This window comes from Bacillus sp. SIMBA_008, from assembly GCF_046535495.1.
In the GTDB taxonomy this organism is placed as follows: domain Bacteria; phylum Bacillota; class Bacilli; order Bacillales; family Bacillaceae; genus Bacillus; species Bacillus subtilis.
Genome location: NZ_JAWRWL010000001.1, coordinates 848551 through 873774, shown reverse-complemented (window position 1 = coordinate 873774; position 25224 = coordinate 848551). Strand labels below are relative to the sequence as shown.

Sequence of the window (25224 nt, the reverse complement as noted above, 5' to 3'; positions counted from 1 at the left end):
ATAATGTAGTACCCAAATAATGTTTCACACAACAGAGCCTGTCACGACCGGCGGAAAAAACGATACGAGCTTTCCAAAGAAAAATGAAATAAGAATGACAAGAATGCCTGAAGCGATAATGCTGCCGTAAACAGTTGAAACCCCATATTCAGATCCAATCGCTATCATCGGCGATACAGCTGTAAAGGTACAGCCAAGCACTACCGGAAGCCCGATCCCAAAAAATCGGTTGCTCCACACTTGCAGAAGTGTAGCCACACCGCACATAAAAATATCAATTGATACTAAATAAGTCAGCTGCTCGACGGTCAGTCCCATTGCTTTTCCGACAATCAGAGGAACAACAATGGCGCCGGCATACATGGCAAGAACATGCTGAATCCCTAAAGACAGCGTTTTGCCGAATCCATTTCTCATGAATGAACCTCCTGTACGAAGGACACTTTTCCTTCTTCTAAAGACTGAATTCTTGCCAAAGATTCCACTCGATAGCCCAGTTTTACAAGTTCATCTCTTCCCGGCTGAAATGACTTTTCAATAACAATGCCGATTCCCGCAATAGAAGCTCCCGCTTGCTTCACAATCGACACAAGCCCGTGCGCTGCCTGTCCATTTGCCAAAAAATCATCGATAATCAGCACATGATCCTGATCCGACAGGTGGGTCCCAGACACTGCGATTTGGCTTTCTGTTTGCTTCGTAAAGGAATAAACAGACGCTGTCAGCAAGTTGTCGGTGAGTGTTAACGATTTATGCTTTCTCGCGAAGACAACTGGCACACCCAGCTTCAAGCCCGTCATTACAGCGGGAGCGATACCTGATGATTCGATTGTCACAATTTTGGTAATACCGTCTTTTGCAAACCTGGACGCAAATTCATCACCAATTCTCTGCATAAGCAGCGGATCAATTTGGTGATTCAAAAAAGAATCCACTTTCAATACCTGATCAGATAATACGACGCCTTCTTCCTCTATTTTCCGTTTCAGTGCTTCCATCCTGTCTACCTCCGTTATGAGAATAAAAAAAGCATTGCCCGCTCAAATAAAGAGCAAGCAATGCTGATATCACAAAAAACCGTACACGTGCGGTTCCATTGCTCACCCATAGTCGGACATTTACGGTGCCCGGTAGAAACTTGCGTGCCATATCCACGCGATTATATGAGTGTTCCTATTATATTGTAATAAATTATATCAAGATTCTAATCTCTTGCATAGGCTGAAAATAAAAATTCCCGAACTTTAATTTTGTTTTTTTAGATATCATTCGTATTTCAAGGGGATTCGATATAAAAGAGCCTGACGACGCGCCGCCAGGCTTTTGATTATGACAGATAGAGATTTGAATATTTGTTTGATAAATAATCAATTAAATAGCGAACATTCAGCTCTTCTCCTGTTGCATCTTTAATAATGTCTAACGGCTTTTTCCGTTTTCCGTGAATGTGCACCTTTTCCGTCAGCCATTGCTTTATCGGATGGAACTCTCCTCTTTCCAAGAGAGCGTCAAATTCAGGGAGATCCTCAAGCATTTTTTGTTTCAGCTGAGCCGCATACATGTAGCCGAGCGCATAGGATGGGAAGTAGCCGAAATCTCCACCTGCCCAATGGACGTCCTGTAAAATCCCCTCTGCGTCGGTCTGCGGTGTAATCCCTAAATAATCCTGGTATTTTTGATTCCAAAGCGACGGCAGATCTTCCACAGACACTTCATTGCTAAAAATCGCTTTTTCAATTTCATAACGGATGATGATATGAAGAGGATACGTTAATTCATCCGCTTCGACCCTGATAAATGAAGGTTTTGATTCATTGATTGCCCGGACAAAATCATCCAGGGAGATGTCCTTGAACTGTTCAGGTGATGCTTCTTGAATCTTCTGATAGTACGGTGTCCAAAAATGCTTGTTGCGGCCGATAAAATTCTCGTAAAATAATGATTGCGATTCATGAATTCCCATTGATGCGCCGTCTGACAAATTCGTGCCACTGAGTGCTTCATCAATATTTTGCTCGTATATCGCGTGCCCGCACTCATGAATGGTGCCAAAGATCGCCGTCCGGAAATCTTTTTCATCATATCTCGTCGTGACCCGAACGTCTCCCCGATTCAGCGTAGTTGCAAACGGATGAACGGTTTCATCAAGTCTTCCGCCATCAAAATCGTAGCCAAGCTCCTGTAAAAAATACAGACTGAGCTCTTTTTGCTTTTCTTTCGGGAACGCTTTTGTAAGAAAGCTTGTATCTGGTTTATTTCCGGAAGCTGTCACCTGTTTAACAAGAGGGATAATCGCTTCCTTCAGCTCAGTAAACAGCTGATCAAGCACCTTTACCGTGACGCCGGGCTCAAACAAATCAAGCAATGCATCATAAGGATGCTCTTGATATCCCCAATACGTAATAAAACGTTTATTGAATTCAATCAGCTGTTCTAAATAAGGAGAAAACAAGCTGAAATCAGATTTTCCTTTCGCTTCCTCCCACGCTGTTTCTGCCTTTGAACACAGAATCACGTATTCTTTGTATTCAGCCTCAGGGATTTTCTTATTCTCTTCATACTCTTTTTTCGCCAGTTCCACTGCTTTTTTCGTATCTTCCGACAAGTCATCAAATCGTTCATACAGGACATCGATAAGCTCCTTCATTCGATCTGATGTTTGGATATTGAATATATCTGTTGAAAGCTGGCCGATGCTTTCGGCACGATCCTCTGAGCCGTTTTTCGGCGCTCCTGTTCTGGAGTCCCAGTGCATTAACGCAACTGCTTCGCTGTAATGTGAGATTCTTTTTAAAAGATCAAAAAATTCTTTTTCATATGTATGTATCTCCATATCCATTCCCTCCCTATTCTAGCCGTTCCATTACAGGCTAATGGAAGGGGGTATGAAAGTCAAATTGTTTGTATAAAAGGCTGCCGGTATGTTTTGCGGCAGCCTTTTTATTCAGTTGATCGTCATTTGATTTTTTGGCGGAGGTGTTCTCCGCTTTTTCTGCTTGATTTTTTTATCTACCCACACTGTTGCCAGCGGGGTTAAGAGCGAGGTGACAATAACGCTTGTCGCGATAATTGCAGTTGCCGACTCAGCAACTGGCGCAAATGAGGCATTCGCTTCCGCTAATGCGTATGGCACGGCTACAGCCGCCCCTGCCGTAGAAGAAGCGGCCACACCCGCGACACCGTCTCCCCGCGCGACAAAACGATCAAGTAAAAACAAGGAACTGCCCGATAAAATGACGACAGAAACTCCGATAAAAATGCCGAGCAGCCCTGATTGGATCAGCATTCCAAAATTCAAGGTATTGCCGAGCGAAAAGGCGAAAAATGGAATGATCGCCGGCACAACCTTGCTGAATAAGTCTCTGAGATCGTGATCCAGATTTCCAAGTATACATCCAAGTAAAAACGGGATGACTGTCGCTGCCAGCGTTTCCCATGGGAATGCGGCAAGTCCCGTCACACCAAACGTCACCATGGTCATAAAAGGACCAGATTCTGTACTGATAAAGGCGAAAGCGCCCGCATCCTCTTTTCTTCCCATATGGTTCATGAGCGCCAAATATAGTCCGCCGTTCGTTTCATTCATTACCGCGACAATTGCTAAAACAGAAAGGCCTGCAAAAAAGCCGGATTGTATGCCTTCGTCAGGTATAAATTGCGATGCAATCACGCCGAGCAGCGCCGCAAATCCGACCTTTCCCAATAATAACGTGATTCCTTTTCTTGCGATATAGCCTGAAGAACGAAAATCAATCGTTGCTCCTACGCAAAAGATAAAAACACCCAGTATCGGCAGCGTTCCGGTAATCAAAGCACCCGTAAACCCTCCAAAGAACTCCGCTGTTCCAGGCGCAAACGTGTTGAGCGCCGCTCCAAGAAATAGCGGAATAATCATCATTCCGCCAGGTACCCGTTCAATTGTCGCCTTGATTTTCATATTGTGGATTCTCCCATCCTCCGGTTATGAAAAAACAATTCCACTTACACTTGGAAAACAGCCTGCAAATCCTCTTTTGAACAGCTGCCCAGCTGGCTGCCGACTCCGACGGCGCCAGCTCCGGCTCTAAGCCAATCCGGCACTTCAGACGGATGTATCCCGCCTGTCGGAATAAAGGTCACCTGCGGGTAAGGACCCGCTAAATTTTTCATAAACGGGATGCCAAACACACCGCTTGGGAACAGCTTTAATGTCGTAAAACCGAATGTCAGCGCTTCCATAATTTCACTCGGAGTCAAGACGCCGGGGATATAATGTGTCTTTACAAAAGATAGATGTTCAGCAAGATCAGATGAAAACCCCGGACTGACAATAAACTGCGCGCCAGCCTCAGCAGCTTCCCCAGCTTGCTGCGCGGTGATGACCGTGCCCGCGCCAATTAAAATATCTTCCCTATTACGGAAGGATTCGATAATATCTGATGCCCCGGGGGTCGTATACGTCACTTCAACTGCACGAATCCCTTTATCTAATAAACTCTCAATCTGCTGACAGGCCTCCTGCTTATCCTTTGAACGAATGACTGCAATCAGCTTTGCTTCTTTCAGACGGTTTTCAACGACTTTGGACTCCATATTAATAATCCCCTTTCTTTTGGTGAACCGTTCTTTGAGCAGATAAAAAAGAAGCTAATTTCTCCCTGGTCGGCAAACCGTCCATATCTCCCGGTGCCTGCACTTGCAAAGCGCCAATCGCATTTCCCCTTTGCACCGCATCCTTGTACGACAAGCCGTCTAGGATACCGCTGATTACACCGACTGCAAATCCGTCTCCGGCGCCGACCGTATCAACCACCCGGTCGACCCGGCAGCCTTCTAGAAATCCTTCACTTGTCCCCGTTTTAAAGTAAGCGCCTTCTTTTCCGAGTTTAATAGCGACAAAGCTGGCACCTTTTTTCAAATAATAGTCGGCAATGCCTTCAGGTGTTTTTTCTCCGGTCAATAGCTCTCCCTCTGCGATACCCGGGAAAAACCAGTCTGCAAGCCCAGCCAGATCGTTGATTGTGTGTACCATTGTTGCTTGATCAGGCCAAAGCGAAGGTCTTACATTAGGGTCGAATGAAATGGTTTTCCCTGCGTTTCTCATGTCGTTCATGACATGGTACGTGAAGTCTTTCATCTCGGCTGATAAGGCAGGCGGAATACCTGTCACATGCAAATGGCCTGCGCATTGAAAATAATCTCTCGGATATTCAGCAGAAGTTAATGTGCTTGCAGCTGAGTTTTTCCTATAGTAGGTAACTTGCGGGTCGCCTTCTTTCACTTTTGACTTAAGCAGCAGCCCGGTGGGATTTTCGTCCTGCGAGCGGATCACGCGGGACACATCCACTCCCTCTTTTTTAAGCTCTTGTAAAATAAACGTTCCGAGCTGATCATTGCCGACCTTGCTCATCCATCCCATTCGGAATCCGAGTCTGGCAAGGCCGCAGGCGACATTGCTTTCTGCTCCGGCAAGCCCTTTAGAAAAAGTGGATACTTCATGAAGGCCTCCATACTCATTTGCGTAAAACATGGCCATTGATTCCCCGAATGTCACCGCATCAAGCTTCATCTCTTCCCAACCTCCTCTTAGTTGAGGGCACCTAGGATTAAAGTGACTTTCTCATGATGACTTTTGCCTCTAATTCAATGGTTTGAGGCGCTCCTTTGTCACCTTCAATCCTTTTTAATACACGTTCCATCGCCGTCCTGCCCATATCATGTGACGGCTGGGCGATCGTTGTAATGCCTGGACCGATCAGTTTGTACCACTCCGTATCATCGAATCCTGCAATCCCTATATCTTGAGGGATGCGCAGGCCAAGCTCTTCCATACAGCTGATGATTTTCAGCATAATCAAGCCATTCAAAGCCAGAATCGCTTTTTTTTGCTCCGGCATTTCCTTGTGAAAAGAACGAAGCGCCGCCTTAAGCTGCTCCTTGTCTTTTACGTCAATTTCATGCAATCTGACAAGCCCGTGCACATTTTGAACCGAAGCCATTTCCTGATACACAGCTGCTCTTTCTGCACGAGGGCTGATAGAGGAAATCGGTTCGGTAAACAGCGCGACATCAGTATACCCTATGCTGTACACCTTCTGAAGAATCTCTTTTGTGATCCATCTGTTGTCAGTCGTTACGGTATCCAGTTTCAGATCCGGCAGTTTCCGGTCAATTAAGATGGTTGGAATTTGCTGTTCAGCAAAAGCGCGCAGTACATCCTTGTTTTCCCCTGTTGCGTTTAAAATCAGGCCCTCAACCGAATGGGCTTCTAGCTTTAAGAGCATTTCCCGCTCTTTTTCAGGACTGTTATCTGTGTTGCACACCATAATGCTGTATCCATATTGATCACAAACCTCTTCGACTCCCCTGAAAGCAGCGACCGAAAAAGGATTTGTAATGTCAGCCACAACAAATCCGATTAACTTGCTTTTTTTTATTTTCAAACCTTGTGCCATTTTACTCGGCCGATAATTCAATTCTGCGATTGCCTTTTTAATGTTTTTCACTTTTTCAGGAGAAATCGCGTCAATTTTTCCGTTAATATAGCGGGAAACTGTCGATTTCGAAACTCCTGCACATTCAGCTACGTCTTTGATGGTTGTATGGCCTGTTGTTTTCTTTTTCATTCAAGTGCTCCTGTATCTCATATATTTGAAACCGATTTCAAAACCGTTACAACAAAAGAATACCATAATTTTAAAATTTGGGAAGAGTTTTTTTAATAATGTGCCAATTCATTATTTTTTCGTTGACTCTTTTCACTATTTATCCTAAAATTTTCTTTGAAACCGTTACCAAAATATTTTCATTCAAGTGATGCTGAAATCCTAACCAAGGGGGAAATATAATGGAAAATCGTTATTCTGTACATCCTGAACAAGTAAAACGCTTTACAACAGAGGAGCTTCGCAGTCATTTCTTAATGGATTCTTTATTTACAGAAAACAAACTTACGATGTATTACTCACATGAAGACCGGGTTGTCATCGGCGGAGCGGCTCCAGGGCAAAGTGAACTGAAGCTTGATGCAGGTGATTTTCTAAAAACAGACTTCTTTTTGGAACGGCGTGAAATCGGGATTATTAATGTCGGCCAGCCTGGCGCTGTCAGGGTTGGCGATGATGAATATGTGCTTCAAACAAAGGATTTTCTCTATATTGGAATGGGCAATCAGGATGTATCGTTTTCAAGCCTGAACGGGGAAAAAGCGAAGTTTTACTTCGTCTCCGCTTGCGCCCACAAAAGCTATCCGACACAAAAAGCCGCCCTACCTGAACTGACACCGGACCGCCTTGGTGATGATGCAGCGTCTAATGTCAGAAGTCTGTACAAAGTCATTCATCAGGATGGCATTAAAAGCTGTCAGCTGATGATGGGAATAACGATGTTAGATCAAAACAACAACTGGAATACCATGCCAGCACACGTTCATGACCGTCGGATGGAGGCTTATCTTTATCTGGATCTTGAAAAGGACTCAAAGGTATTTCATTTCATGGGCCAGCCGGATGAAACACGCCATCTTGTTGTTGGAAATGAGCAGGCTGTCCTTTCTCCCGCCTGGTCTATTCATTCTGGCGCAGGAACATCAAACTATAGCTTTGTGTGGGCGATGGCTGGAGAAAATTACACATTTACGGACATGGATCTCGTTCCGATGGATGGGCTGAAATAAGATGGGTTATCTACATGACGCCTTTTCATTAGAAGGAAAAACAGCGCTGGTGACAGGCCCGGGAACAGGGATCGGTCAAGGAATAGCCAAAGCCCTAGCCGGGGCTGGCGCTGATATTATCGGCACATCACATACAAGCAGTCTGTCTGAAACACAGCAGCTTGTGGAACAGGAAGACCGGATATTTACATCTTTTACATTGGACATGAGCAAGCCGGAAGCGATAAAGGATTCTGCAGCTGAGCTGTTTGAAAACAGGCAGATCGACATCCTTGTCAATAATGCCGGCATTATTCATCGGGAAAAAGCGGAAGATTTTCCAGAAGAGAACTGGCAGCACGTACTGAATGTCAATCTAAACAGCCTGTTTATTCTGACACAGCTTGCTGGCAGGCACATGCTGAAAAGAGGTCATGGAAAGATTATTAATATTGCCTCTCTCCTGTCTTTTCAAGGCGGCATCCTCGTTCCGGCTTACACCGCGAGCAAACACGCTGTTGCCGGTTTGACAAAATCATTTGCAAATGAGTGGGCAGCGTCAGGTATTCAGGTCAACGCAATCGCCCCAGGCTATATTTCTACTGCGAATACAAAGCCTATTCGGGATGACGAAAAGCGAAATGAGGACATTTTAAAGAGAATTCCTGCCGGCCGCTGGGGCCAAGCGGATGATATCGGGGGGACTGCAGTCTTTTTGGCATCACGTGCTTCAGATTATGTAAATGGACATATTTTAGCAGTTGATGGCGGCTGGCTATCCCGCTGACAAATAAAAAAAGCTGACGAACGATCGTCAGCTTTTTTCCATTACATCATGTGCGGTTCAACAGGCAAGACCTTTTTGACCTCATCAATGATGCGTTCATTTTCTCCGCCAGCGTAAATGTGAATCGAGCCGCTGTCTTGATTCGAGCGAATCAGGCGCCCGATGCCCTGCCGTACACGTAACAACATATATGGCAGATCAACTTCTTCGAACGGATCTTTTTTCGCTCCGTTGCGCTTCGCTGTAAATACAGGATCGTGTGGCGGGAACGGCAATGACCAAATGGTAACATTCTTCAATGCGTCACCGGGAATGTCGAGTCCTTCCCATAAGTGAACTGAACAAAGTACTGTTTCCTCTTCCTCTTGGAATTTCTCTACTAAGCTGCTGATTTCCTCATCACCTTCGAAGAAAATTGGATACGGCAGCTCCCATGCCGCCGACAGCTCTTTAAACTCGTTTAATTCTTCAAAAGAAGGGAAAAGCACCAGCGTTCTTCCTTTGTAACGTTTGATTGTTTCAATCGTTTCAGCCGTTTTTTGTTCAGCGGCCATATCTGTTTTTGCGTATAGATTAATACTCATTTGCTCGTCATAATCATAAGGGGAATCAACAGTTAATGACAAATAATCATGAATCCCAAGACTGTCGGCAATATAATCAAACGAACCGCCTTCTGACAGCGTAGCAGAAGAGAAGATATAAGGAATTTTCTTAGAAAACACTTTTTCGCCAAGTACTTCTGCTACCGTTCTCGGCATCACGACAAAGGTTGATTCTGCTTCCTTTTTCTCCAGCCAGCTGATCGCATCCTTTTGATATAGAGATAATGAATACGCCATTTGTTCAACATATTCTTCCACTACTGACAGTTCGTATTGATCAATCGTATACATTTCAGACTCAAATACAAGTGCCTCACCGATTTTATCAAGTAAACGGCAAAGCTCGTCCGCCGCCTTTTTGACACGCTGGTCATTTTTTATTTCTAAACGGTGTGAACCGGCTACTTCCTTTGATTCTTCAGAAAGAACATAGAAAAATTCGTCGTTTGCGAGAAGCGCATCTTCAATCAATTCTGCAAACTCTTCTCTGATGTCATTTTGCAGCAATCGTTCTAAAAACAATTCAAGAGTAGACTGCTTCACTCTATAGGTTAGCGCTTTTTGCGCAGCAAACTCTAACAAGTGCCCCTCATCAAATACAACTGCACTATGATCAGGCAAGAGCGGCAGCTGGCCCTCTCGTTTGCGTGATTCTTCCGTCCACACATGCTCCATATAAAAATCATGGGAACATATGATTAAGTCCGTTGCCTTGCGATAGTAATCTCTGGAAAGTGTCAGACCGCATCTGTGTCTCATATCACAAGTCAGACAGTCCTGAAACGAGTCGTAGCTTACGTCAGACCACTCTTCATTCGATAGATTTGCGTACTGCTTACGGTCGCCATACGGATAAAAGCGCTGCATCGCCTGTGACTCGTGGACAAATGACGGTAACGACTCATAAAGATCCAGCCATTTATCATCATCAGAACGCTGCATTGTTTTTTCAAGCTTCTTCAAGCATAAATATTGTTCATGTGATTTTGACAGTCTTGTATCAATTTTCAGATCAAGATGCTCAGCCAGCTTAGAAATATCGCCCTCTTTTTTCACCAGCTGTTCAATTAATGTTTCATCTGCACAAGCGATGATGGCGGGTTTGCCGACATACCTTGCATAGCTGATTGCAAAAAGAAGATAAACCAGCGTTTTCCCCGTTCCCACTCCAGCTTCGGCGAACATGACTTTTTTCTCTTTAAACGCCCGCTCCAGCTGAAAAGCCATAAATACTTGCTCGTCCCGAAGATCAAACCCTTTTTCGGGAAGGATATCGTAAAACACGTCACCAATCCAATTGTTCAATTCTTCATAAAAATTCTTTGTTTTCGTTAAAGAAAAAGGCAAACGTGATGTTGTCACCTAGTTCCAACCCCCAACTATTCGACATTCAGACCACCAATAATATCATTTTCCGCTGATGAATACAATAAAAAAACTTGGCAATGCCAAGTTTTTTGCAGTTTACTTACGATTGATCACATGCGACGATAAAAAAGGATGGTCTGTTGAATAAATATGTTCTACCGCTTTTTCTAAATCAGTTTGCGCATGCGAAATCACAGACGGAGACGAATCAGTTCCGAGCTCCTTCAGCTCGTTTGCTGTTGCGTCAAGCGCCCTTTGAATAAGATTAAAATGTTCGCTGTTCAGCATGAGATCACCTCTGATGGAAATAATCATCATTGTATGCAAACTTTTCATTTTATATACATGCTTTACCGCATGTTATCACCGAAACATGCACAAACTACACTTGATATTCCGTCTCCGGATTATCCGTCTTATCAACAATATTCTATCAGGGAGTGATGTTGACATGAGTTATAGAAACCGATTAGATCAGCATTCTGAACTGTTTCATCACAATTGGACGCGGCCTAAACGTTCTAAGTCTCAAGTAAACGGTCACACTGAAATGTCCCAAACCAACATTATATTGAGAAGCAACGCGAAAGCTCACCGTTGGTAACGATAGAATAGGGCTGAAAGATGAAAGAAGACGCATGCAGAGCGTCTTCTTTTTATGCGTTTTCTGTTTTCTTGCGCTGCGGTCTTACTTTTGACCAGTATTGATAATAATCCGTTTTAATAAACCCGTTAAAGAGTTTTCGTTTCTTCGTTGCTTTTCTGCCATATGCTTCCTCAAAGTTTTCATTTGATGTCAGCATATACACAGACCAAGTATCAAGCGGCTCGAACGCCTGCCCCATTTCTTTGTACATCTGCTCAACGGCTTTTTTCTCGCCGAGACGCTCTCCATATGGCGGGTTGCCGACAATTACGCCAAATTCCAGATTTGTGGTAAAGTCTTTGACCTGCATCTGTTTGAACTGGATTAGATCTCCCAATCCTGCTTCCTCTGCATTTTCTTTTGCGATTTGAACCATGCGGTGGTCTATGTCGCTAGCGAAAATTGTAAGCGGCTGATCATAATTTGCCTTTTCTTCGACTTCAAGCCGCGCTTTGTTCCACAGATCTTTACCGATCCATTCCCAATCCTCTGAAACAAAATCGCGATTGAATCCCGGGGCGATGTTTTGGCCAATTAGCGCCGCTTCTATCGCGATTGTTCCGGAGCCACAGAAAGGATCAACAAACGGGCGGTCCGGCGTCCAATTGGTTAATTGCACCAAAGCGGCAGCAAGTGTTTCTTTAATCGGCGCACCGCCCTGATCGACACGGTATCCTCGTTTGTGAAGGCCTGTCCCTGATGAGTCCAGTGTAATCAAAGCCTGATCTTTCAATAAAGAAATTTCGACTTTATACTCGGCACCTGTTTCTTCAATCCAATCATTGGCTTTGCCGGACTGCAGCTTGAGCTTTTCGACAATTGCTTTTTTGACGATCCGCTGACAGTCGGGAACGCTTGCAAGTGTTGATTTTACCGATTTTCCGATGACAGGGAATTTCCCGTTTTCAGGTATAAATGAGCGCCAGTTAATCGCTTTCGTTTTTTCAAACAGTTCATCAAATGTTTTCGCTTTAAAAGAAGCAACCTGAACCTTTATACGGTCGGCTGTTCTAAGCCAAAGGTTCGCACGGCAGATGGCAAGTGCATCACCTTCAAAAATAACTTTCCCGTTATCAACCTTGCATTCGTATCCTAAATCTCGTACTTCCTTTGCGACAACAGCTTCAATGCCCATCGGCGCCGTTGCAATTAGTGTATACTTCTTCATCGTATCACCCTGTCTTTTAAAACTTTTCTCTTTTCAAGATAAAAGCTCTCCTTATACGGGAGAGCTTGTTTTCATCATTTTAAATGTAAGTGGTCTAACGTTCTGTAAGCCATGTTTTGTTCCGTCGTACTGCAAACGGCTCATCACCTCGTACTCAGGCGGCAATCATCTATCTACAGAAAGCATTCTGTCCTTCTCTCCGTTGAATTCCGTTAAGAAGGTTCCCCTACCAAAATTTGGGTTTCTCGCTCGAGGGGTTTACCGCGTTCCACTCTCACCATTTCTAGTGAGACTTCGTCACTGTGGCACTTTCAAGGATACTCAGCCATATCCGAAGACGTAGGCTTTTTTCCTGCCGTCAGCCTCTAAAGACTGCCCTAGCTTATGACTTCGCTAGGCACGAACACTACGGGCATCTCAGCACCGTGCGAGCATGGACTTTCCTCTACAGATTCAAGATCTGCAGCGATTACCCGAACGTTAAGAACATGAATTATTATATAACAACTGATTACAATTTACAAGCGCCATTTTTTTCAAGCGTGATCAATCATAAAGCTTGCTGCCAAAAACGTGTTTTTCTAAGTTAGACAGCCGTTTTAAAATATCAAAGTTTGTTGTGTTAGATTGCACAGGCTGTTTTTTGCTGGCTTCTTCAAGCTGTTTTTTCAGCTGCAGATTTTCCTGCTGCAGTTCTTCAATTTCTTGATGGAAGGTTTCATAATCCTTAATAATCATATCTAAAAATTTGTCAACGTCTTCTTGCTTGTAGCCTCTAACGCCTGTTTTAAATTCTTTTTCCAAAATTTCTTTCGCAGAAAGCTTTACTTTATCAGCAAGCATCTTTTTCACCTCGTATCGTGAATCATCACATATATTTTTTCAGAAATCTGTACGGTTGTCAAATTTCTCTCTCTTTGTTAGTAGCTGTCTTCCTCCACTGTCACTCTCAAGTCATCCATTGTAATAAAGTAGATGGGATAGCTATCCTGTTCGCGCCTTTTTTCCGCTGTCCCAAGCATATACTTAGGGGAGCCTTCCTTTTCCGGGTCATATAAAAGCAGAAGCCCGTCGGACTTATCAATGAAGAACTGATTTTTTTGTTTGAATTGAAGCGGGCTTTCATAAGGACGGTGAGTCAGGCTTGCTTCATAGTCTGCCTGAGCCAGAACTGCTTCATACTGTTCCTTATTCGGTTCTTTCCAGTTCTTTTCCTGCTCGTAAAATGGTGTGATGACAGCTACCTTTAAGTCAGGGTATTCCTCCTGCAAATCATATGCAACTTCTGCCGCCCACAGCTCAACTCCAAGCTGGCCCGAAATTAAAATCCATTCTAATCCTTCATCCAAAAAAGCAATCAGCCGGTTCTTAATGGCTTTTTTTATGTAATACAGCGCCTTGTCATCCTGCTTAAATATCCCCAGTTCAAACGGTTTATAGCCCGTTATTGCCAATACTTTCATCATTTCACCTGCTTTAAAAAATGGGGCTCCCGTGGGCCCCATTTGTTGTGCTGCATTGTTTACACCATCAAGCTGCACGTTTTCCATACTAGTAGTCGCAGCAAGGTTTTCCTGCTTGAAAATGCTGATGCGTAGCCGGGTCAACATTTGAGAAAGTGTGTGGAAAGTAGTGAACGTGCTGAAAATGCTGGTGGTTTACGTTTGTTGTATGCTGTGGGTGAATGTGCGGCACGATAGTCTTCGAAAACGTATGGTGTTCACAGCAATGAGTAGGATGGACAATTGGCGCCATCATATGCGGTCTGCAGTGATGCATGATAAAATCCCCTTTCCATAAACTTTATTACAATACTAAGCTATGAAAAATAAGGGGTACATGTTCTGATGCAAAGACCTATTTTAAAAGTGTGCAATTAAGCTGTCTTTAAAGTTGGAAAACACAAAAGCAATCAAAAATACCACAACAAAGAACAAGTAAAAAACACCCTTATACATACCAACTCTCCCTTTAAAAATAACTAACGTCATTTTACAGGATTCGCCGCTATTCTACAACAAAATCAATGTGAATTCAGCAAAAAAAATTCATGGCGAAACAAGTCGTCTTTTGCGCTTTCCCGGGGAATATTTAAGAGGAATATTTCCTCTTCAGCCGGGCAATTCTCACATGCAGTTTTTCAGTTTCTTTCTCTGATAAGCATGCCGCATCGCTAAGCAATTGCTCTGCTATTTGCAATGCTTTTCCGAATTCTTTTATCTTATGCTCAAAATATTTCGCGAGCTCTATTACAGCAGCGTACCTGCACTTCTGGTTTTGCGAGCGGGACAGCTTTTCCCAAAGCGGCACTGCTTCTTCCAAGCGATTTTGTTTTTTGTACAGGAGCGATAAATCCAGCCGTGCACTGTCCTGGTCCTCAAACGATTTTTCTATAAGCCTTTCCAACTGCTTGATCGCTTGGTCCGTTTCTTTATGAGCCATAAACCATTTCGCCATAGCATAGGCTTCACTGTGTTCTTTTGGCGCATGTGATTCTGAAAGGATTTTTTTAGACATATGGATGTACAATGAAATGAGTGATAACACATCCATTTCATTATGATGCAGGACACCTTTTAAAAGATCCGGCTCTTGCGCCTTGATAAAATGAAAGTAAAGCATTGGCGCCAAGTAGCCCGGTGTGTCTTCTAGCCTGCGGATGCCGAGCTCCTCTTTTTCAACCGTGCCAAGAGATACACGGTCCATTTTGTGTTTCCACAGGCGTCTAGCTCCATGCAAAAGATCAAAGTGGCCAAACTCCGGAAGCTTCGGAAGTCTGTCACGGATCAAGGTGTGCCTTGTTTTCACCTGCGGCCAATCAAAGGCTTTGCCGTTGTAGGTCACAAGTGATGTAATGTCAACCTCGCTTAAAAAGCTTTGGTACAAGGCGACTTCGTTCCCCGGTTTGGGCAAAAGATGCTGTTTGACTGTCACTCGGTCTTCATATACTCTCGCATGCCCAAGCAAAAAAATGGTATTCCCAGCTCCACCCCCAAGACCGGTTGTTTCTGTATCAAAGAAAAAGAGGTTGTTTTTGTTATACCCTTTTGCTGACAATGTATGCGACAGGCCGCTTTGATTCCACAGTGTGATCACTTCCTCAAGCTCAGAAAAGCTGTATAACCCATGGCGGTGAGAAAGCGGATATTCTACTTCTCTGATGAGGCAATATTCATCTTCGAAGATGAAAGGCTTCATGCCAAAAGCCTCCCACTCTTCTAAAAACGGGATGTCATCAAAGTGGTTTTCTTGTTTGCCTGCTTCTATTTTTTGTTCTCCTTCGTCGAGCGCCATGTGCTTTTTCATCCGTTGGAGTTTCCCTTTTAATGACATATCCGGCCTCCCTCCTTACGACATTTGATCCAACAGCTGCAAAATTCTTTCCTTTGCTTTTATCCCTTCTATTTCCGTACCTATACAAGACGGACAGCCGTCATGACAAGGACAATGTGTAATCAGTTGTTTCGCCGCTTCATTAATGTCTGAAAAACGTTTAAAGACTTCCTCCGCCAAACCGATACCGCCCGGATAATGATCATATAAAAATATGGTTGGCAATCCGGTATGGGCTGCTTTAATTTGAGAAACAACATGAACATCATTTCGATCACACATGATATACACAGGGACAATATGCTGCAGCACATTCGAGATGCCAAGAAGCAGCTGTTCCAGTGTCTTTTCCCCGATGTCTTCATCCGCTGTTTTGATTTCGAGCCAAGCTGCACTTGTATGCAGTTCTTCTTCCGGCAAATGAATAGGTCCAGACCCAATATTTTCAAAAGTGGTCATTTTTATTTTTTTAAAAATGGTCGGCAGGGCATTGACAGTGACGTCTCCGTAGTGCAATGACGTACGGCTTTTTTCTTTCGTTTTATCGATTTCTAATACCTTCAGCTGAACTGCCAGGTTTGCATCCGTATAATATTCGACATCGACTTTTCTGACATACGCCTTTTTATGGTCCCAATCGAGCTTCTCAACTTGATACTGAACGCCTTCATGCAAATAAATCGCTTCATCATGCAAAAGCGTCATCGCACTAAAACGGTCCATTTCACCGATAATCCTTACATTTGCAATATCCGACTGATCAACTATAACGACATTTTCCTGGGAGGCGGAACGCAAACTGATGTTTGAAGCAGGGAATGACTCACTTGCCCAATGGTACCGTTCGCCGTTGCGGTGAAGAACAGCCTCTTCCTCAAGATACTCAAGAATATCACTGACTTCCATGGGTCCAAATTCTTCATCAGCTCTAAAAGGAAGCTCATAAGCCGCACACTTTAAGTGGTCTACTAAAATAATCAAATTCTCCGGATTGATTCTTGCAGATTCAGGCGAACGATTAAAGAAATATTCAGGATGCCGCACAATATATTGGTCAATCGGTGTTGAATTGGCTACCATGATAATCAAAGATTCACCGTGTCTTCTGCCTGCTCGTCCGGCCTGCTGCCAAGCACTTGCAACACTTCCGGGATACCCCGTCATTACACACACTTGCAGCTGTCCGATATCAACACCAAGCTCTAAGGCATTCGTACTGACCACTCCTAAAATGTCGCCTTCTCTCAGGCCTTTTTCGATTTCTCTTCGCTCTTTCGGCAGATAGCCTCCCCGATAGCCTCTGATTGATTTTGTTCCAATCTCTTTTTTCACAAGCTCCTGAATATGGCTTAAAATAATTTCCACCCGAACTCTGCTTCTGGCAAAAACAATGGTCTGCACTTTGTTTTTAAGGAACTCTTTCGCCAGTTCATTCACTTCTACGGTTGCGCTCCTTCTAATATTCAGCGGTTTGTTCACAATTGGCGGATTGTAAAACACAAAATGCTTGCGTCCGCTCGGTGCGCCGTTGTCATCGACCAGCCGCATCGGTTTGCCTGTCAGCTGCTCTCCCAATTCCTTTGGGTTGGCAATTGTTGCGGAAGTACAAATAAAAACCGGATCACTTCCATAAAACCGGCAGATCCGCTTTAGCCGCCGGATCACATTTGCCACATGGCTGCCGAACACACCTCGATACGTATGAAGCTCATCGATGACGATATACTTAAGGTTTTCAAACAAACTGACCCATTTCGTATGATGCGGTAGAATGGCAGAATGCAGCATATCGGGGTTTGTAATGACAATATGACCTGCTTTTCTCACCTTTTGTCTGATTGCCGGAGACGTATCCCCGTCATATGTAAAGCTTTTAATATCAATGCCCATTTCATCAATAATTTCATTTAGCTCGCTCTTTTGGTCTTGTGCCAGCGCTTTAGTCGGAAATAAATATAACGCCCGGTTTGTTTCATCTTGGGCGATGGACTGCAGGACTGGGAGGTTGTAGCATAACGTTTTTCCTGATGCTGTTGGCGTTACGGTAACGATGCTCTCTCCTTTTTGCACATATTGAAAAGCGGAATATTGGTGAGTATATAGTTCATCAATGCCCCTTTTCGAAAGGGCCGCTTTGATTCTCTCGTCTATACTTTCGGGCATAGGCCTTGTTTTTGCTTCCCGAGGCTCAATTTCATGCCAATTCACAACGTTTTCATTTCCTTTTAAATCAGAAATGAGTTCAGTCAGTGATTTCTTTTTCATTCTTTACACCTCTTTGTCAAGTACAGTTTACCGAATATTTGTTTGCATGGCTAGGTGCAAATTTTATACAGTTGAATAAAAAAAGCAAGGCATACGCCCTGCTTATTTCGCTTTGATTGTAAGGAGCTTTGATTCGCCTTTACGAGCAGCCTTTTCGCCTGCCGGTACCATTGATCCTACAGCCTCACCATTCATTATAACGATTGGGATGACTGTGCTGCTCGCTTTTTCTTTTATTAATTCCAAATCACATGTAATCAGCGGGTCACCGACCTTCACTTTATCCCCTTCTTTAATGTGGGCAGTAAATCCTTCTCCGTTCATATTGACTGTCTCCAGCCCGACATGAATTAACAGCTCAATTCCCGAGCGAGTCCGAATGCCAACGGCGTGTTTGGTGTGGAAAATCTGAATGACTTCACCTTCAGCGGGAGAAACGATTTCACCGCTAGAAGGTTCCACCGCTATTCCTTCTCCCATCATTTTCTGTGAAAAAACAGGGTCCGGCACATCTGACAGGTCCATTACTGTACCGTCTGCCGGAGAATAAATAACCTCTTCTGTCACCTTTTCCTGAGTTTTGCCCATTCCGAATAATTTTTTCAGCAATGTATTTTCTCCCTTCTCATTCACTTCAACCGTTATCCCTTCATTCACCACTATTTAACCACACTTTCAATTTTGCTTCAATTTATAACAACATCTGGCATAGACGCATAATCTGGTTAAAAAAGGCGGTGGCGATATTGGAATTCCATGATGACAAAAAGAACGAACTGCAAAAGAAAGAAGAAATCATAACGGAGGCAATCGACACTCTTTTCCAATCCTCAGCGTTCGGCAACCTTATAAACGGATTTCAGAACCTGATCAACTCGAGTTTAAAGGATGTGCAGACGACCATACATGTCAGAGAAAAAAATACTGGGCTGTATATCGATATTACCATTCCGGCGACGTTTCGAGATGGCGAGATCGTCGTTGATGTTAAATCGAGGTATCTCCATGTAACACTCCAAGAAAAACAGAAACACCAAAATGAGGCTACCTTTACAAGCATGACAAGAACGGTTCAGCTGCCTTATGAAGTTCGCCAAGAAGATATGGAAACGTCTTGGAACGAGCAGACAATGACACTTTTCTTTCCAAAAAATAAGCATGAATGAACGATTCATTCATGCTTCTATCATTTAAAAAAGCTGGTAAATCCCTTTATTAAAGATCCGACCTGATTCATTGCACTCATTACTTGACCTGTCGTATCCATCATTTTATTAAAATCAAATTGCCCATTGGCTTTTTTGAACTGCGACATAATGCTTTGAAATTGCGAAGGCTGCTGTTGATTAGGCCTTGGGATAGGATAAGGGTTAGAAAATACAGGCGGCTGCATAGGCATAGGCTGGATCGGAGCATAAGGCTGATAATAATCCTGCTGTCCATAATGCTGCTGAGGCAGTTGTTGCTCTAAATAACCGGGTGCAGCCTGCTGATAATATCCTTGCATTTGCTGAGGATAATAATAGCCCATTTGCCGAGGATAGCTTCGAGAGCTCCCGTTCATTGCGATTCCCCCCTAAACACAACATATTTCTCTTCTATATATGTATGAATGACTTCTATTGTTTGTGTCACAAGTGATGATTAGCATTTGTCAAATTGTGTCGAAAGTTTAAATTTTTTAAAAACAGAAAAAAGTCGAATCATTATGGTACCATATTTTCAATACAGATGAGAGGGGATGCACCATAATGAACGTATCATACTTAAGCAAACGTTTTGCAGAAATGAAGAAATATGAAACAGACTGTATGAATAAACTGATGGACTTTGCCAAGTTCCTCTATATTCAAGGACATCTCAGCATAACTGAGTTTCGTAACAGTATGAAGGTTCTCGAAGCAAATGGAGCAGAAAGCCCGGCATATGAGATGAATTAACGTCCGGCCCCCTATAAAAACAACGAAAAGAAGACAGCCTTTTACCGGCTGTCTTCTCTTGCAATTTCATCCTTTACTGCGTGCAATGTATAAAGGACTGACTCAGTGATGTCCTTGAATCGTTTTTTATGAATATGATGAACATAAGATTGAAGGACCAATTCCAGGAAATTATCCTTTACGGCCTCAATTTGCTCTTTATGCACATATTTTGGCCGGCGGGCTTTTATCAATTCAAGAGCACCCTCTGCCCAGCGTATCGCCAGTTCATCATTCTCTTCAACTGCAGGCTTTATCGTCTCAAAAAAATCATAAGAATGACTACTGTTTTTTCCTTCCTGATACCGATCAGCGCCTTTTTCAGCAACTTCAATCATTTGCTCGGTCATTTCCAGCAATGTTTGTGATAGCAATACCTTTCACCTCAATGCCTATCGTACCAAATTTCACTCACAAATTCAGCCGATGCGGTATACCTTCTCAAACGCATACCTGTGTTCAGGCGATTGATACAGCTCATTTATACAAATATGAAGATCTATGATTTCTTCTTCAAGCATACTTAGGCGATCGTTTTCCGTTTCCCGCATCTCAGCCTCTAATGCATTTACAGAATGATTCAGGCTTTGCTCAGCTCGCGTTAATTCATCTTCTATATCAGAAAGCATACGGAGAATATCTGTCTTGCATACATAACCGGACATTCGTGTACCTCCCTTTCCTTGTCTCTCCCGGTTAACATTCTTTGCTCTCAAGGCTCTTTCCTTCCTCATGACAAAACTAGAAGCAAATCGCCAAACAAACAGGTATTCCACGAAAAGCTGAAGTTTTCGACAAAAACACCCGCAAAAATTGTATGATCCTCCTCCTTAATGCAAACGATACTTGTGAGGAGGTGCCGTATGAAAACAAGACCGAAAAAAGCCGGCCAGCAAAAAAAGACTGAATCAAAGGCAATCGATTCTTTAGATAAAAAATTAGGCGGCCCGAACCGCCCTTCTACGTAAGAAGCAAGGAATTTCCTTGCTTCTTTATTTTTTGAGCCACTGCTCCACCGCAAAAAGCGCATGAAGCTGGCGCTTTTTATGTAAATACCAGTCTGTCAATTCAATCTGCTTCGGCAATTCCTCGCGCCTAAAGAACGTTTTCTTTATCTTTCCATGAAACCAATCTGTTTTCGTTCCGTCTAATGAGTGGATTAACTCAGGGTAGCATGTCCTTAGCATAGGAGATGTTCTTTTTGTAATCCCGATCATCTTTTCCATATCAAAACGGGAACCTGAGTGCGGCACTGTGTGCAAAAAGTGATAAAAAGAGGAGAACAATTCTGGCTTGAACAGCAATTGAGACAGCTGCTTTCCCAGCCTTATCCTTTCCTCCGCCTTTGAAAAGCGTTTCACTGAAATGCCGTAAAGAAACCCATTTGAGGAAGGAAAAATAACGGTGTTAAAATGAAACCAGTCACTTAAATAAAAAGGAATCGTGTCAAAAACATTCTTTTTAAACGAAGGATTTTGTATAATAGGTGTTTGGATAGTGTTTTGTTCATTTATAATGAGGGCATACATTAGCCGCTCCGTATTTCGCTCATGCCAAAAACGGGTCCATTCTTCCGACATAAATTGTGAGACGCCAAACACATGCAGAAGATGAAACAGCGGTTTCCCGACTCTTTTTGACCAGTGGTATAAAAGAAGCTGCGGATAGGCATCCGAAAAAATAAGCCAGTTCGCTCTTTCATAGGCTAAAAAGAACCATTTTTGCTGTCTCTCACGGAGTCCAAGCTGAAACAGACTGCCTTTTAAGTCAGTCATTGACCAGCCGGCATTACGAGAAACGAAAGAAGCCAAGAGTGACCATTTGATTTCCGGATGACGGTCGTAAAATGCTTTATAAGCATTTGTTCTTGAAATGTTATCCGCGTTTTTTATTTTTGTCTGCCGCTCAATCCGGCTCAGAAGCTTTCTAATGGTCTGTTGTTCTTGCACGTTCATTCACTTCCGTCATGATTAGTTTAATAAGGAGGATGAGAAAGTGATTCGGTATCCTAACGGAAAAACATTTCAGCCGAAACATTCGGTTTCATCCCAAAACAGTCAGAAAAGGGCCCCGTCTTACAGTAATCGCGGAATGACCCTCGAAGATGACTTAAACGAAACGAATAAGTATTATCTGACAAACCAAATTGCCGTTATACACAAAAAGCCGACACCTGTTCAAATTGTAAATGTCCATTATCCAAAAAGAAGTGCCGCAGTGATTAAAGAAGCTTACTTTAAACAATCATCGACAACAGACTACAATGGGATTTACAAAGGGCGGTATATTGATTTTGAGGCGAAAGAAACGAAAAACAAGACCTCTTTCCCCCTGCAGAATTTTCATGACCATCAAATCGAGCACATGAAGCAGGTAAAGGCTCAAGACGGTATTTGTTTTGTTATTATATCCGCTTTCGACCAGGTTTATTTTTTGGAAGCCGATAAGCTGTTTTATTTCTGGGACAGAAAAGAAAAAAACGGCAGAAAATCAATTCGAAAAGATGAGTTGGAAGAAACAGCTTATCCGATTTCTCTTGGATACGCACCCAGAATTGATTATATTAGTATTATTGAACAGCTTTATTTTTCGCCATCATCTGGTGCGAAAGGTTGATTAACGAAAGGTTGAGATGTTATGTCAGATCAATTTAACAGCCGTGAAGCTCGACGAAAAGCGAACAGCAAGTCGAGTCCTTCACCGAAAAAAGGCAAGAAACGAAAAAAGGGCGGATTGTTTAAAAAGACCCTTTTCACTTTACTCATTCTGTTTGTTTTAGGCGTAGTCGGCGGTGCTGTTACATTTGCCGTCATGGTTTCTGATGCGCCGTCACTTGATGAAAGCAAATTGAAGACGCCTTATTCATCAACGATTTATGATAAAAATGGAAAAGAGATCGCCGAAGTCGGCGCCGAAAAACGGACCTACGTCTCGATAGATGAAATTCCCGATGTTGTAAAAGAAGCCTTTATCGCGACAGAAGACGCTCGTTTTTATGAGCACCACGGGATTGACCCTGTCCGTATCGGCGGTGCTTTAGTTGCCAACTTTAAAGACGGCTTCGGGGCTGAAGGCGGAAGTACGATCACCCAGCAGGTCGTCAAAAACTCCCTTCTTTCACATCAGAAAACGTTGAAACGGAAGGTGCAGGAAGTATGGCTTTCGATTCAGCTGGAGCGCAATTACTCTAAAGATGAAATTTTAGAAATGTATTTAAACCGGATTTATTTTTCTCCTAGAGCATACGGAATCGGAAAAGCGGCGGAAGAATTTTTCGGCGTTACAGATTTAAGCAAATTGACTGTCGAACAGGCTGCGACGCTTGCAGGAATGCCGCAGAGCCCAACAGCGTACAACCCGGTCAAAAACCCGGATAAAGCGGAAAAACGACGGAACATCGTACTCAGTCTGATGAAAAAACAAGGATTTATTTCTGATTCTCAATATAACAAAGCGAAAAAAGTGGCAGTGAAAGACGAAGGCGTCGTGTCACAGAAGGAATATGAAAAAGCAAGTACAAACAAATACAGCGCATTTGTTGAAGAGGTTATGAAGGAAATTGATGAAAAATCTGATGTCGATCCATCTGCTGACGGATTAAAGATCTATACGACATTAGATACAAAAGCACAAGATAAACTAGATGAATTAATGGACGGAGACACCGTCGGATTTACTGAAGGCATGCAGGGCGGTGTGACGCTTCTCGATACCAAAAACGGAGAAGTCCGAGCGATTGGTGCGGGACGCAATCAGCCTGTCGGAGGCTTTAACTATGCTACTCAAACTAAGGCACAGCCTGGTTCGACCATAAAACCGATTTTGGACTACGGACCAGTTATTGAAAATAAGAAATGGTCCACATACGAACAAATTGATGACTCAGCTTATACGTATTCTAACGGAAAACCGATTCGTGATTGGGACCGCAAATATCTAGGGCCTATCTCAATGCGTTACGCTTTGGCCCAATCAAGAAATATACCTGCTTTAAAAGCATTCCAGGCAGTCGGTAAAGATACTGCTGTAGACTTTGCAAATGGACTCGGGCTTGGTTTAACAAAAGATAATGTAACAGAGGCCTATTCTATTGGCGGTTTCGGTGGGAACGATGGTGTTTCTCCTCTGACAATGGCAGGTGCATACAGCGCGTTTGGAAATAACGGAACGTATAATGAACCGCATTTTGTAAAATCTATCGAATTTAACGATGGCACGAAGCTTGACTTAACACCAAAATCAAAATCAGCCATGAGTGATTATACTGCGTTTATGATTACAGATATGCTGAAAACAGCTGTGAAGACAGGTACTGGACAGCTTGCACAAGTACCTGGTGTAGAAGTTGCAGGAAAAACAGGAACGACTAACTTTGATGATAATGAAGTCAAAAGGTACAATATCGCTAGCGGTGGCGCCCGAGATTCTTGGTTCGTTGGCTACACACCGCAATATACAGCTGCCGTCTGGACGGGAATGGGAGAAAACGAGGCTGGAAAGAAATCACTTTCAGCTGAAGAGCAAAAAGTTGCAAAGCGCATCTTCGCCCAGCTCATCGCCGATGTCGATGACGGAAGCGGATCATTTGAGAAGCCTGACAGCGTAGTGGAAGCCTCTGTAGAAAAAGGCTCAAACCCTGCAAAACTGGCAGGGCCAAATACGCCAAGCGATAAGAAGCTCACAGAGTACTTTGTTAAAGGCACAGCTCCTTCTACTGTTTCTAAAACATATGAGAAAGAAGAAAAAGAGGAAACAGCTAAACTGTCTGGTTTAAACGTGAAATACGATAAAGACAATCAATCTTTAACGTTAAGCTGGAATTATGACGGAGATGCGACCTTTGCTGTAAAGCAATCTGTTGACGGCGGCAGCTACTCGGAAATTCAAAACAGCTCTGCAAAAGAGGCAGTTATTTCGGGTGTGCAGCCAGGATCTGTATACAAATTCGAAGTAACAGCCGTCAGTGATGATGGCAAAAGTACAGCTTCCACATCCTATGAGGTGCCAAAAGCTGAAGACGATGAAGATAAAAAAGACCAGCAACAAACGGATGATGAAAAACAAGATGATGAGAAGACTCAGGATGATACACAAAATGATGATTCTCAAAAAGATGACGGTCAGACGGATCAAGATCAGACAGATGATTCAACAAACGATCAAGACAAAAAACAAGACAATACGAACACCAATCCGTCCGACAACAATAACCAAGACCAATCAAACGATAACGATAACGACAACAGTAACAACCAGGATACGTCGGATGGTGATTCGAACTCTGGTAAGAATGATTCAACAGGTTCTGACACGAATAAAAATAAAACAGACACATCTAATAAAACACAAACAAACTCATCATCCATTGAAAAAACAAATTAAACAAAAAAGCCGTCACCTTTGGGGTGATGGCTTTTTTGGTACACAATAAAAAACCTCC

28 protein-coding genes, 1 other RNA gene, 1 pseudogene and 1 riboswitch are annotated in these 25224 nt (G+C 43.2%); of the genes and pseudogenes, 8 read left to right on the top strand and 22 right to left on the bottom strand.

Translation table 11 applies throughout. The annotated features are described in order from the left end of the window. Positions 1–27 precede the first annotated feature (27 nt). The 7 genes and pseudogenes from pbuX to kdgR all read right to left on the bottom strand — a co-directional run. Positions 28–417: pseudogene (gene pbuX, locus SB658_RS04790) on the bottom strand (xanthine permease PbuX); the annotation flags it as partial. Continuing rightward, positions 414–998, bottom strand: a complete 585-nt coding sequence (gene xpt / locus SB658_RS04785) for a xanthine phosphoribosyltransferase (RefSeq protein ID WP_003230744.1) — start codon at positions 996–998, stop codon at positions 414–416. The gene xpt and the pseudogene pbuX, both read right to left, overlap by 4 nt. 89 nt (positions 999–1087) lie before the next feature. Continuing rightward, positions 1088–1187: riboswitch (purine riboswitch) on the bottom strand. A 140-nt stretch (positions 1188–1327) separates the two neighbouring features. Further along, the gene (gene ypwA, locus SB658_RS04780) at positions 1328–2833 is read right to left on the bottom strand and encodes a carboxypeptidase (RefSeq protein WP_017696980.1); all 1506 of its coding nucleotides are present in this window, start codon (positions 2831–2833) and stop codon (positions 1328–1330) included. 111 nt (positions 2834–2944) lie between these two features. Further along, positions 2945–3937, bottom strand: coding sequence for a 2-keto-3-deoxygluconate transporter (kdgT, locus tag SB658_RS04775; RefSeq protein ID WP_129092492.1), 993 nt, complete (start codon positions 3935–3937; stop codon positions 2945–2947). 44 nt (positions 3938–3981) lie between these two features. Next, entirely contained in the window at positions 3982–4572 is a 591-nt protein-coding gene (gene eda, locus SB658_RS04770) for a bifunctional 4-hydroxy-2-oxoglutarate aldolase/2-dehydro-3-deoxy-phosphogluconate aldolase (RefSeq protein ID WP_124058487.1), read from the bottom strand. Between the two features lies 1 nt (position 4573). Next, the gene (gene kdgK / locus SB658_RS04765; protein ID WP_015251846.1) at positions 4574–5548 is read right to left on the bottom strand and encodes a 2-dehydro-3-deoxygluconokinase; all 975 of its coding nucleotides are present in this window, start codon (positions 5546–5548) and stop codon (positions 4574–4576) included. A gap of 37 nt (positions 5549–5585) precedes the next feature. Then, entirely contained in the window at positions 5586–6605 is a 1020-nt protein-coding gene (gene kdgR / locus SB658_RS04760) for a pectin utilization transcriptional regulator KdgR (protein ID WP_144500729.1), read from the bottom strand. A gap of 221 nt (positions 6606–6826) precedes the next feature. On the opposite strand from kdgR, the gene kduI reads away from it, so the two are divergent. Beyond that, on the top strand, positions 6827–7654 hold the full coding sequence (gene kduI, locus SB658_RS04755) for a 5-dehydro-4-deoxy-D-glucuronate isomerase (protein ID WP_086344004.1): 828 nt from the start codon (positions 6827–6829) through the stop codon (positions 7652–7654). Position 7655: 1 nt separating this feature from the next. Beyond that, a complete protein-coding gene (gene kduD / locus SB658_RS04750; protein ID WP_124058490.1) occupies positions 7656–8420 on the top strand; it encodes a 2-dehydro-3-deoxy-D-gluconate 5-dehydrogenase KduD in 765 nt (254 codons plus the stop codon). Between the two features lie 41 nt (positions 8421–8461). Here kduD and SB658_RS04745 read toward each other — a convergent pair whose 3' ends face one another. Continuing rightward, the gene (locus SB658_RS04745) at positions 8462–10387 is read right to left on the bottom strand and encodes an ATP-dependent DNA helicase (RefSeq protein WP_021481519.1); all 1926 of its coding nucleotides are present in this window, start codon (positions 10385–10387) and stop codon (positions 8462–8464) included. 102 nt (positions 10388–10489) lie between these two features. Further along, the gene (locus SB658_RS04740; protein WP_003246090.1) at positions 10490–10681 is read right to left on the bottom strand and encodes a hypothetical protein; all 192 of its coding nucleotides are present in this window, start codon (positions 10679–10681) and stop codon (positions 10490–10492) included. 163 nt (positions 10682–10844) lie between these two features. On the opposite strand from SB658_RS04740, the gene SB658_RS04735 reads away from it, so the two are divergent. Then, positions 10845–10997 carry a YpzG family protein gene (locus tag SB658_RS04735; RefSeq protein ID WP_010327933.1) on the top strand — a complete coding sequence of 51 codons (153 nt, stop codon included), beginning with the start codon at positions 10845–10847 and terminating at the stop codon, positions 10995–10997. A 52-nt stretch (positions 10998–11049) separates the two neighbouring features. Here the strand turns inward: SB658_RS04735 and SB658_RS04730 are convergent, their stop codons facing one another. The 9 genes from SB658_RS04730 to SB658_RS04690 all read right to left on the bottom strand — a co-directional run bounded on the left by SB658_RS04730 (position 11050) and on the right by SB658_RS04690 (position 18414). Next, positions 11050–12207, bottom strand: a complete 1158-nt coding sequence (locus tag SB658_RS04730; RefSeq protein ID WP_009967571.1) for a THUMP domain-containing class I SAM-dependent RNA methyltransferase — start codon at positions 12205–12207, stop codon at positions 11050–11052. Positions 12208–12307: 100 nt separating this feature from the next. Then, an RNA gene (gene rnpB, locus SB658_RS04725) (RNase P RNA component class B) lies at positions 12308–12688 on the bottom strand. Positions 12689–12753: 65 nt separating this feature from the next. After that, the gene (gene gpsB, locus SB658_RS04720; RefSeq protein ID WP_003225629.1) at positions 12754–13050 is read right to left on the bottom strand and encodes a cell division regulator GpsB; all 297 of its coding nucleotides are present in this window, start codon (positions 13048–13050) and stop codon (positions 12754–12756) included. A 77-nt stretch (positions 13051–13127) separates the two neighbouring features. Further along, positions 13128–13670, bottom strand: a complete 543-nt coding sequence (locus SB658_RS04715) for an SLOG family protein (protein WP_029726791.1) — start codon at positions 13668–13670, stop codon at positions 13128–13130. 88 nt (positions 13671–13758) lie between these two features. Continuing rightward, positions 13759–13986, bottom strand: a complete 228-nt coding sequence (gene cotD / locus SB658_RS04710) for a spore coat protein CotD (RefSeq protein WP_010886551.1) — start codon at positions 13984–13986, stop codon at positions 13759–13761. A gap of 83 nt (positions 13987–14069) precedes the next feature. Next, complete coding sequence (locus SB658_RS04705) at positions 14070–14198, bottom strand: hypothetical protein (RefSeq protein ID WP_003230707.1); 129 nt, start codon at positions 14196–14198, stop codon at positions 14070–14072. Between the two features lie 100 nt (positions 14199–14298). After that, positions 14299–15540: a metal-dependent exonucleaseMrfB gene (mrfB, locus tag SB658_RS04700; protein WP_088326348.1), complete on the bottom strand. Its 1242-nt coding sequence runs from the start codon at positions 15538–15540 to the stop codon at positions 14299–14301. Positions 15541–15555: 15 nt separating this feature from the next. Then, on the bottom strand, positions 15556–17805 hold the full coding sequence (gene mrfA, locus SB658_RS04695) for an ATP-dependent helicase MrfA (protein WP_029726789.1): 2250 nt from the start codon (positions 17803–17805) through the stop codon (positions 15556–15558). Positions 17806–17907: 102 nt separating this feature from the next. After that, positions 17908–18414 carry a PTS sugar transporter subunit IIA gene (locus tag SB658_RS04690; protein ID WP_029726788.1) on the bottom strand — a complete coding sequence of 169 codons (507 nt, stop codon included), beginning with the start codon at positions 18412–18414 and terminating at the stop codon, positions 17908–17910. A 137-nt stretch (positions 18415–18551) separates the two neighbouring features. Between SB658_RS04690 and SB658_RS04685 the strand changes: the two genes are divergently transcribed. Continuing rightward, complete coding sequence (locus SB658_RS04685) at positions 18552–18971, top strand: Hsp20/alpha crystallin family protein (protein ID WP_029726787.1); 420 nt, start codon at positions 18552–18554, stop codon at positions 18969–18971. 20 nt (positions 18972–18991) lie between these two features. Here the strand turns inward: SB658_RS04685 and SB658_RS04680 are convergent, their stop codons facing one another. Further along, the gene (locus tag SB658_RS04680) at positions 18992–19369 is read right to left on the bottom strand and encodes a YppG family protein (protein WP_015251832.1); all 378 of its coding nucleotides are present in this window, start codon (positions 19367–19369) and stop codon (positions 18992–18994) included. Between the two features lie 187 nt (positions 19370–19556). Between SB658_RS04680 and SB658_RS04675 the strand changes: the two genes are divergently transcribed. After that, positions 19557–19745, top strand: a complete 189-nt coding sequence (locus tag SB658_RS04675) for a YppF family protein (protein WP_003230690.1) — start codon at positions 19557–19559, stop codon at positions 19743–19745. A 41-nt stretch (positions 19746–19786) separates the two neighbouring features. On the opposite strand, the gene SB658_RS04670 is transcribed toward SB658_RS04675, so the two are convergent. Then, positions 19787–20158, bottom strand: coding sequence for a YppE family protein (locus SB658_RS04670; protein WP_029726786.1), 372 nt, complete (start codon positions 20156–20158; stop codon positions 19787–19789). Positions 20159–20203: 45 nt separating this feature from the next. Next, the gene (locus tag SB658_RS04665) at positions 20204–20449 is read right to left on the bottom strand and encodes a YppD family protein (RefSeq protein ID WP_015251831.1); all 246 of its coding nucleotides are present in this window, start codon (positions 20447–20449) and stop codon (positions 20204–20206) included. Between the two features lie 198 nt (positions 20450–20647). Here SB658_RS04665 and sspM point away from each other — a divergent pair, with 198 nt between their 5' ends. After that, positions 20648–20752 (top strand): acid-soluble spore protein SspM, encoded by a 105-nt coding sequence (gene sspM / locus SB658_RS04660; RefSeq protein WP_003225606.1) that lies wholly within the window; start codon positions 20648–20650, stop codon positions 20750–20752. Between the two features lie 24 nt (positions 20753–20776). On the opposite strand, the gene SB658_RS04655 is transcribed toward sspM, so the two are convergent. Next, positions 20777–21739 (bottom strand): DUF2515 domain-containing protein, encoded by a 963-nt coding sequence (locus SB658_RS04655; RefSeq protein ID WP_029726785.1) that lies wholly within the window; start codon positions 21737–21739, stop codon positions 20777–20779. Positions 21740–21779: 40 nt separating this feature from the next. Here SB658_RS04655 and recU point away from each other — a divergent pair, with 40 nt between their 5' ends. Beyond that, positions 21780–22400: a Holliday junction resolvase RecU gene (recU, locus tag SB658_RS04650; RefSeq protein WP_004399067.1), complete on the top strand. Its 621-nt coding sequence runs from the start codon at positions 21780–21782 to the stop codon at positions 22398–22400. Positions 22401–22421: 21 nt separating this feature from the next. Next, on the top strand, positions 22422–25166 hold the full coding sequence (locus SB658_RS04645; RefSeq protein ID WP_088326351.1) for a transglycosylase domain-containing protein: 2745 nt from the start codon (positions 22422–22424) through the stop codon (positions 25164–25166). Positions 25167–25224: the final 58 nt, after the last annotated feature.

Excerpts from the sequence above, each read along its gene's own strand:
- xpt (WP_003230744.1), bottom strand. The coding sequence starts at position 998 with ATGGAAGCACTGAAACGGAAAATAGAGGAAGAAGGCGTCGTATTATCT.
- ypwA (WP_017696980.1), bottom strand. The coding sequence starts at position 2,833 with ATGGAGATACATACATATGAAAAAGAATTTTTTGATCTTTTAAAAAGA.
- kdgT (WP_129092492.1), bottom strand. The coding sequence starts at position 3,937 with ATGAAAATCAAGGCGACAATTGAACGGGTACCTGGCGGAATGATGATT.
- eda (WP_124058487.1), bottom strand. The coding sequence starts at position 4,572 with ATGGAGTCCAAAGTCGTTGAAAACCGTCTGAAAGAAGCAAAGCTGATT.
- kdgK (WP_015251846.1), bottom strand. The coding sequence starts at position 5,548 with ATGAAGCTTGATGCGGTGACATTCGGGGAATCAATGGCCATGTTTTAC.
- kdgR (WP_144500729.1), bottom strand. The coding sequence starts at position 6,605 with ATGAAAAAGAAAACAACAGGCCATACAACCATCAAAGACGTAGCTGAA.
- kduI (WP_086344004.1), top strand. The coding sequence starts at position 6,827 with ATGGAAAATCGTTATTCTGTACATCCTGAACAAGTAAAACGCTTTACA.
- kduD (WP_124058490.1), top strand. The coding sequence starts at position 7,656 with ATGGGTTATCTACATGACGCCTTTTCATTAGAAGGAAAAACAGCGCTG.
- SB658_RS04740 (WP_003246090.1), bottom strand. The coding sequence starts at position 10,681 with ATGCTGAACAGCGAACATTTTAATCTTATTCAAAGGGCGCTTGACGCA.
- SB658_RS04735 (WP_010327933.1), top strand. The coding sequence starts at position 10,845 with ATGAGTTATAGAAACCGATTAGATCAGCATTCTGAACTGTTTCATCAC.
- SB658_RS04730 (WP_009967571.1), bottom strand. The coding sequence starts at position 12,207 with ATGAAGAAGTATACACTAATTGCAACGGCGCCGATGGGCATTGAAGCT.
- gpsB (WP_003225629.1), bottom strand. The coding sequence starts at position 13,050 with ATGCTTGCTGATAAAGTAAAGCTTTCTGCGAAAGAAATTTTGGAAAAA.
- SB658_RS04715 (WP_029726791.1), bottom strand. The coding sequence starts at position 13,670 with ATGAAAGTATTGGCAATAACGGGCTATAAACCGTTTGAACTGGGGATA.
- cotD (WP_010886551.1), bottom strand. The coding sequence starts at position 13,986 with ATGCATCACTGCAGACCGCATATGATGGCGCCAATTGTCCATCCTACT.
- SB658_RS04705 (WP_003230707.1), bottom strand. The coding sequence starts at position 14,198 with ATGACGTTAGTTATTTTTAAAGGGAGAGTTGGTATGTATAAGGGTGTT.
- mrfB (WP_088326348.1), bottom strand. The coding sequence starts at position 15,540 with ATGTCATTAAAAGGGAAACTCCAACGGATGAAAAAGCACATGGCGCTC.
- mrfA (WP_029726789.1), bottom strand. The coding sequence starts at position 17,805 with ATGAAAAAGAAATCACTGACTGAACTCATTTCTGATTTAAAAGGAAAT.
- SB658_RS04680 (WP_015251832.1), bottom strand. The coding sequence starts at position 19,369 with ATGAACGGGAGCTCTCGAAGCTATCCTCGGCAAATGGGCTATTATTAT.
- SB658_RS04675 (WP_003230690.1), top strand. The coding sequence starts at position 19,557 with ATGAACGTATCATACTTAAGCAAACGTTTTGCAGAAATGAAGAAATAT.
- SB658_RS04665 (WP_015251831.1), bottom strand. The coding sequence starts at position 20,449 with ATGTCCGGTTATGTATGCAAGACAGATATTCTCCGTATGCTTTCTGAT.
- sspM (WP_003225606.1), top strand. The coding sequence starts at position 20,648 with ATGAAAACAAGACCGAAAAAAGCCGGCCAGCAAAAAAAGACTGAATCA.
- SB658_RS04655 (WP_029726785.1), bottom strand. The coding sequence starts at position 21,739 with ATGAACGTGCAAGAACAACAGACCATTAGAAAGCTTCTGAGCCGGATT.
- SB658_RS04645 (WP_088326351.1), top strand. The coding sequence starts at position 22,422 with ATGTCAGATCAATTTAACAGCCGTGAAGCTCGACGAAAAGCGAACAGC.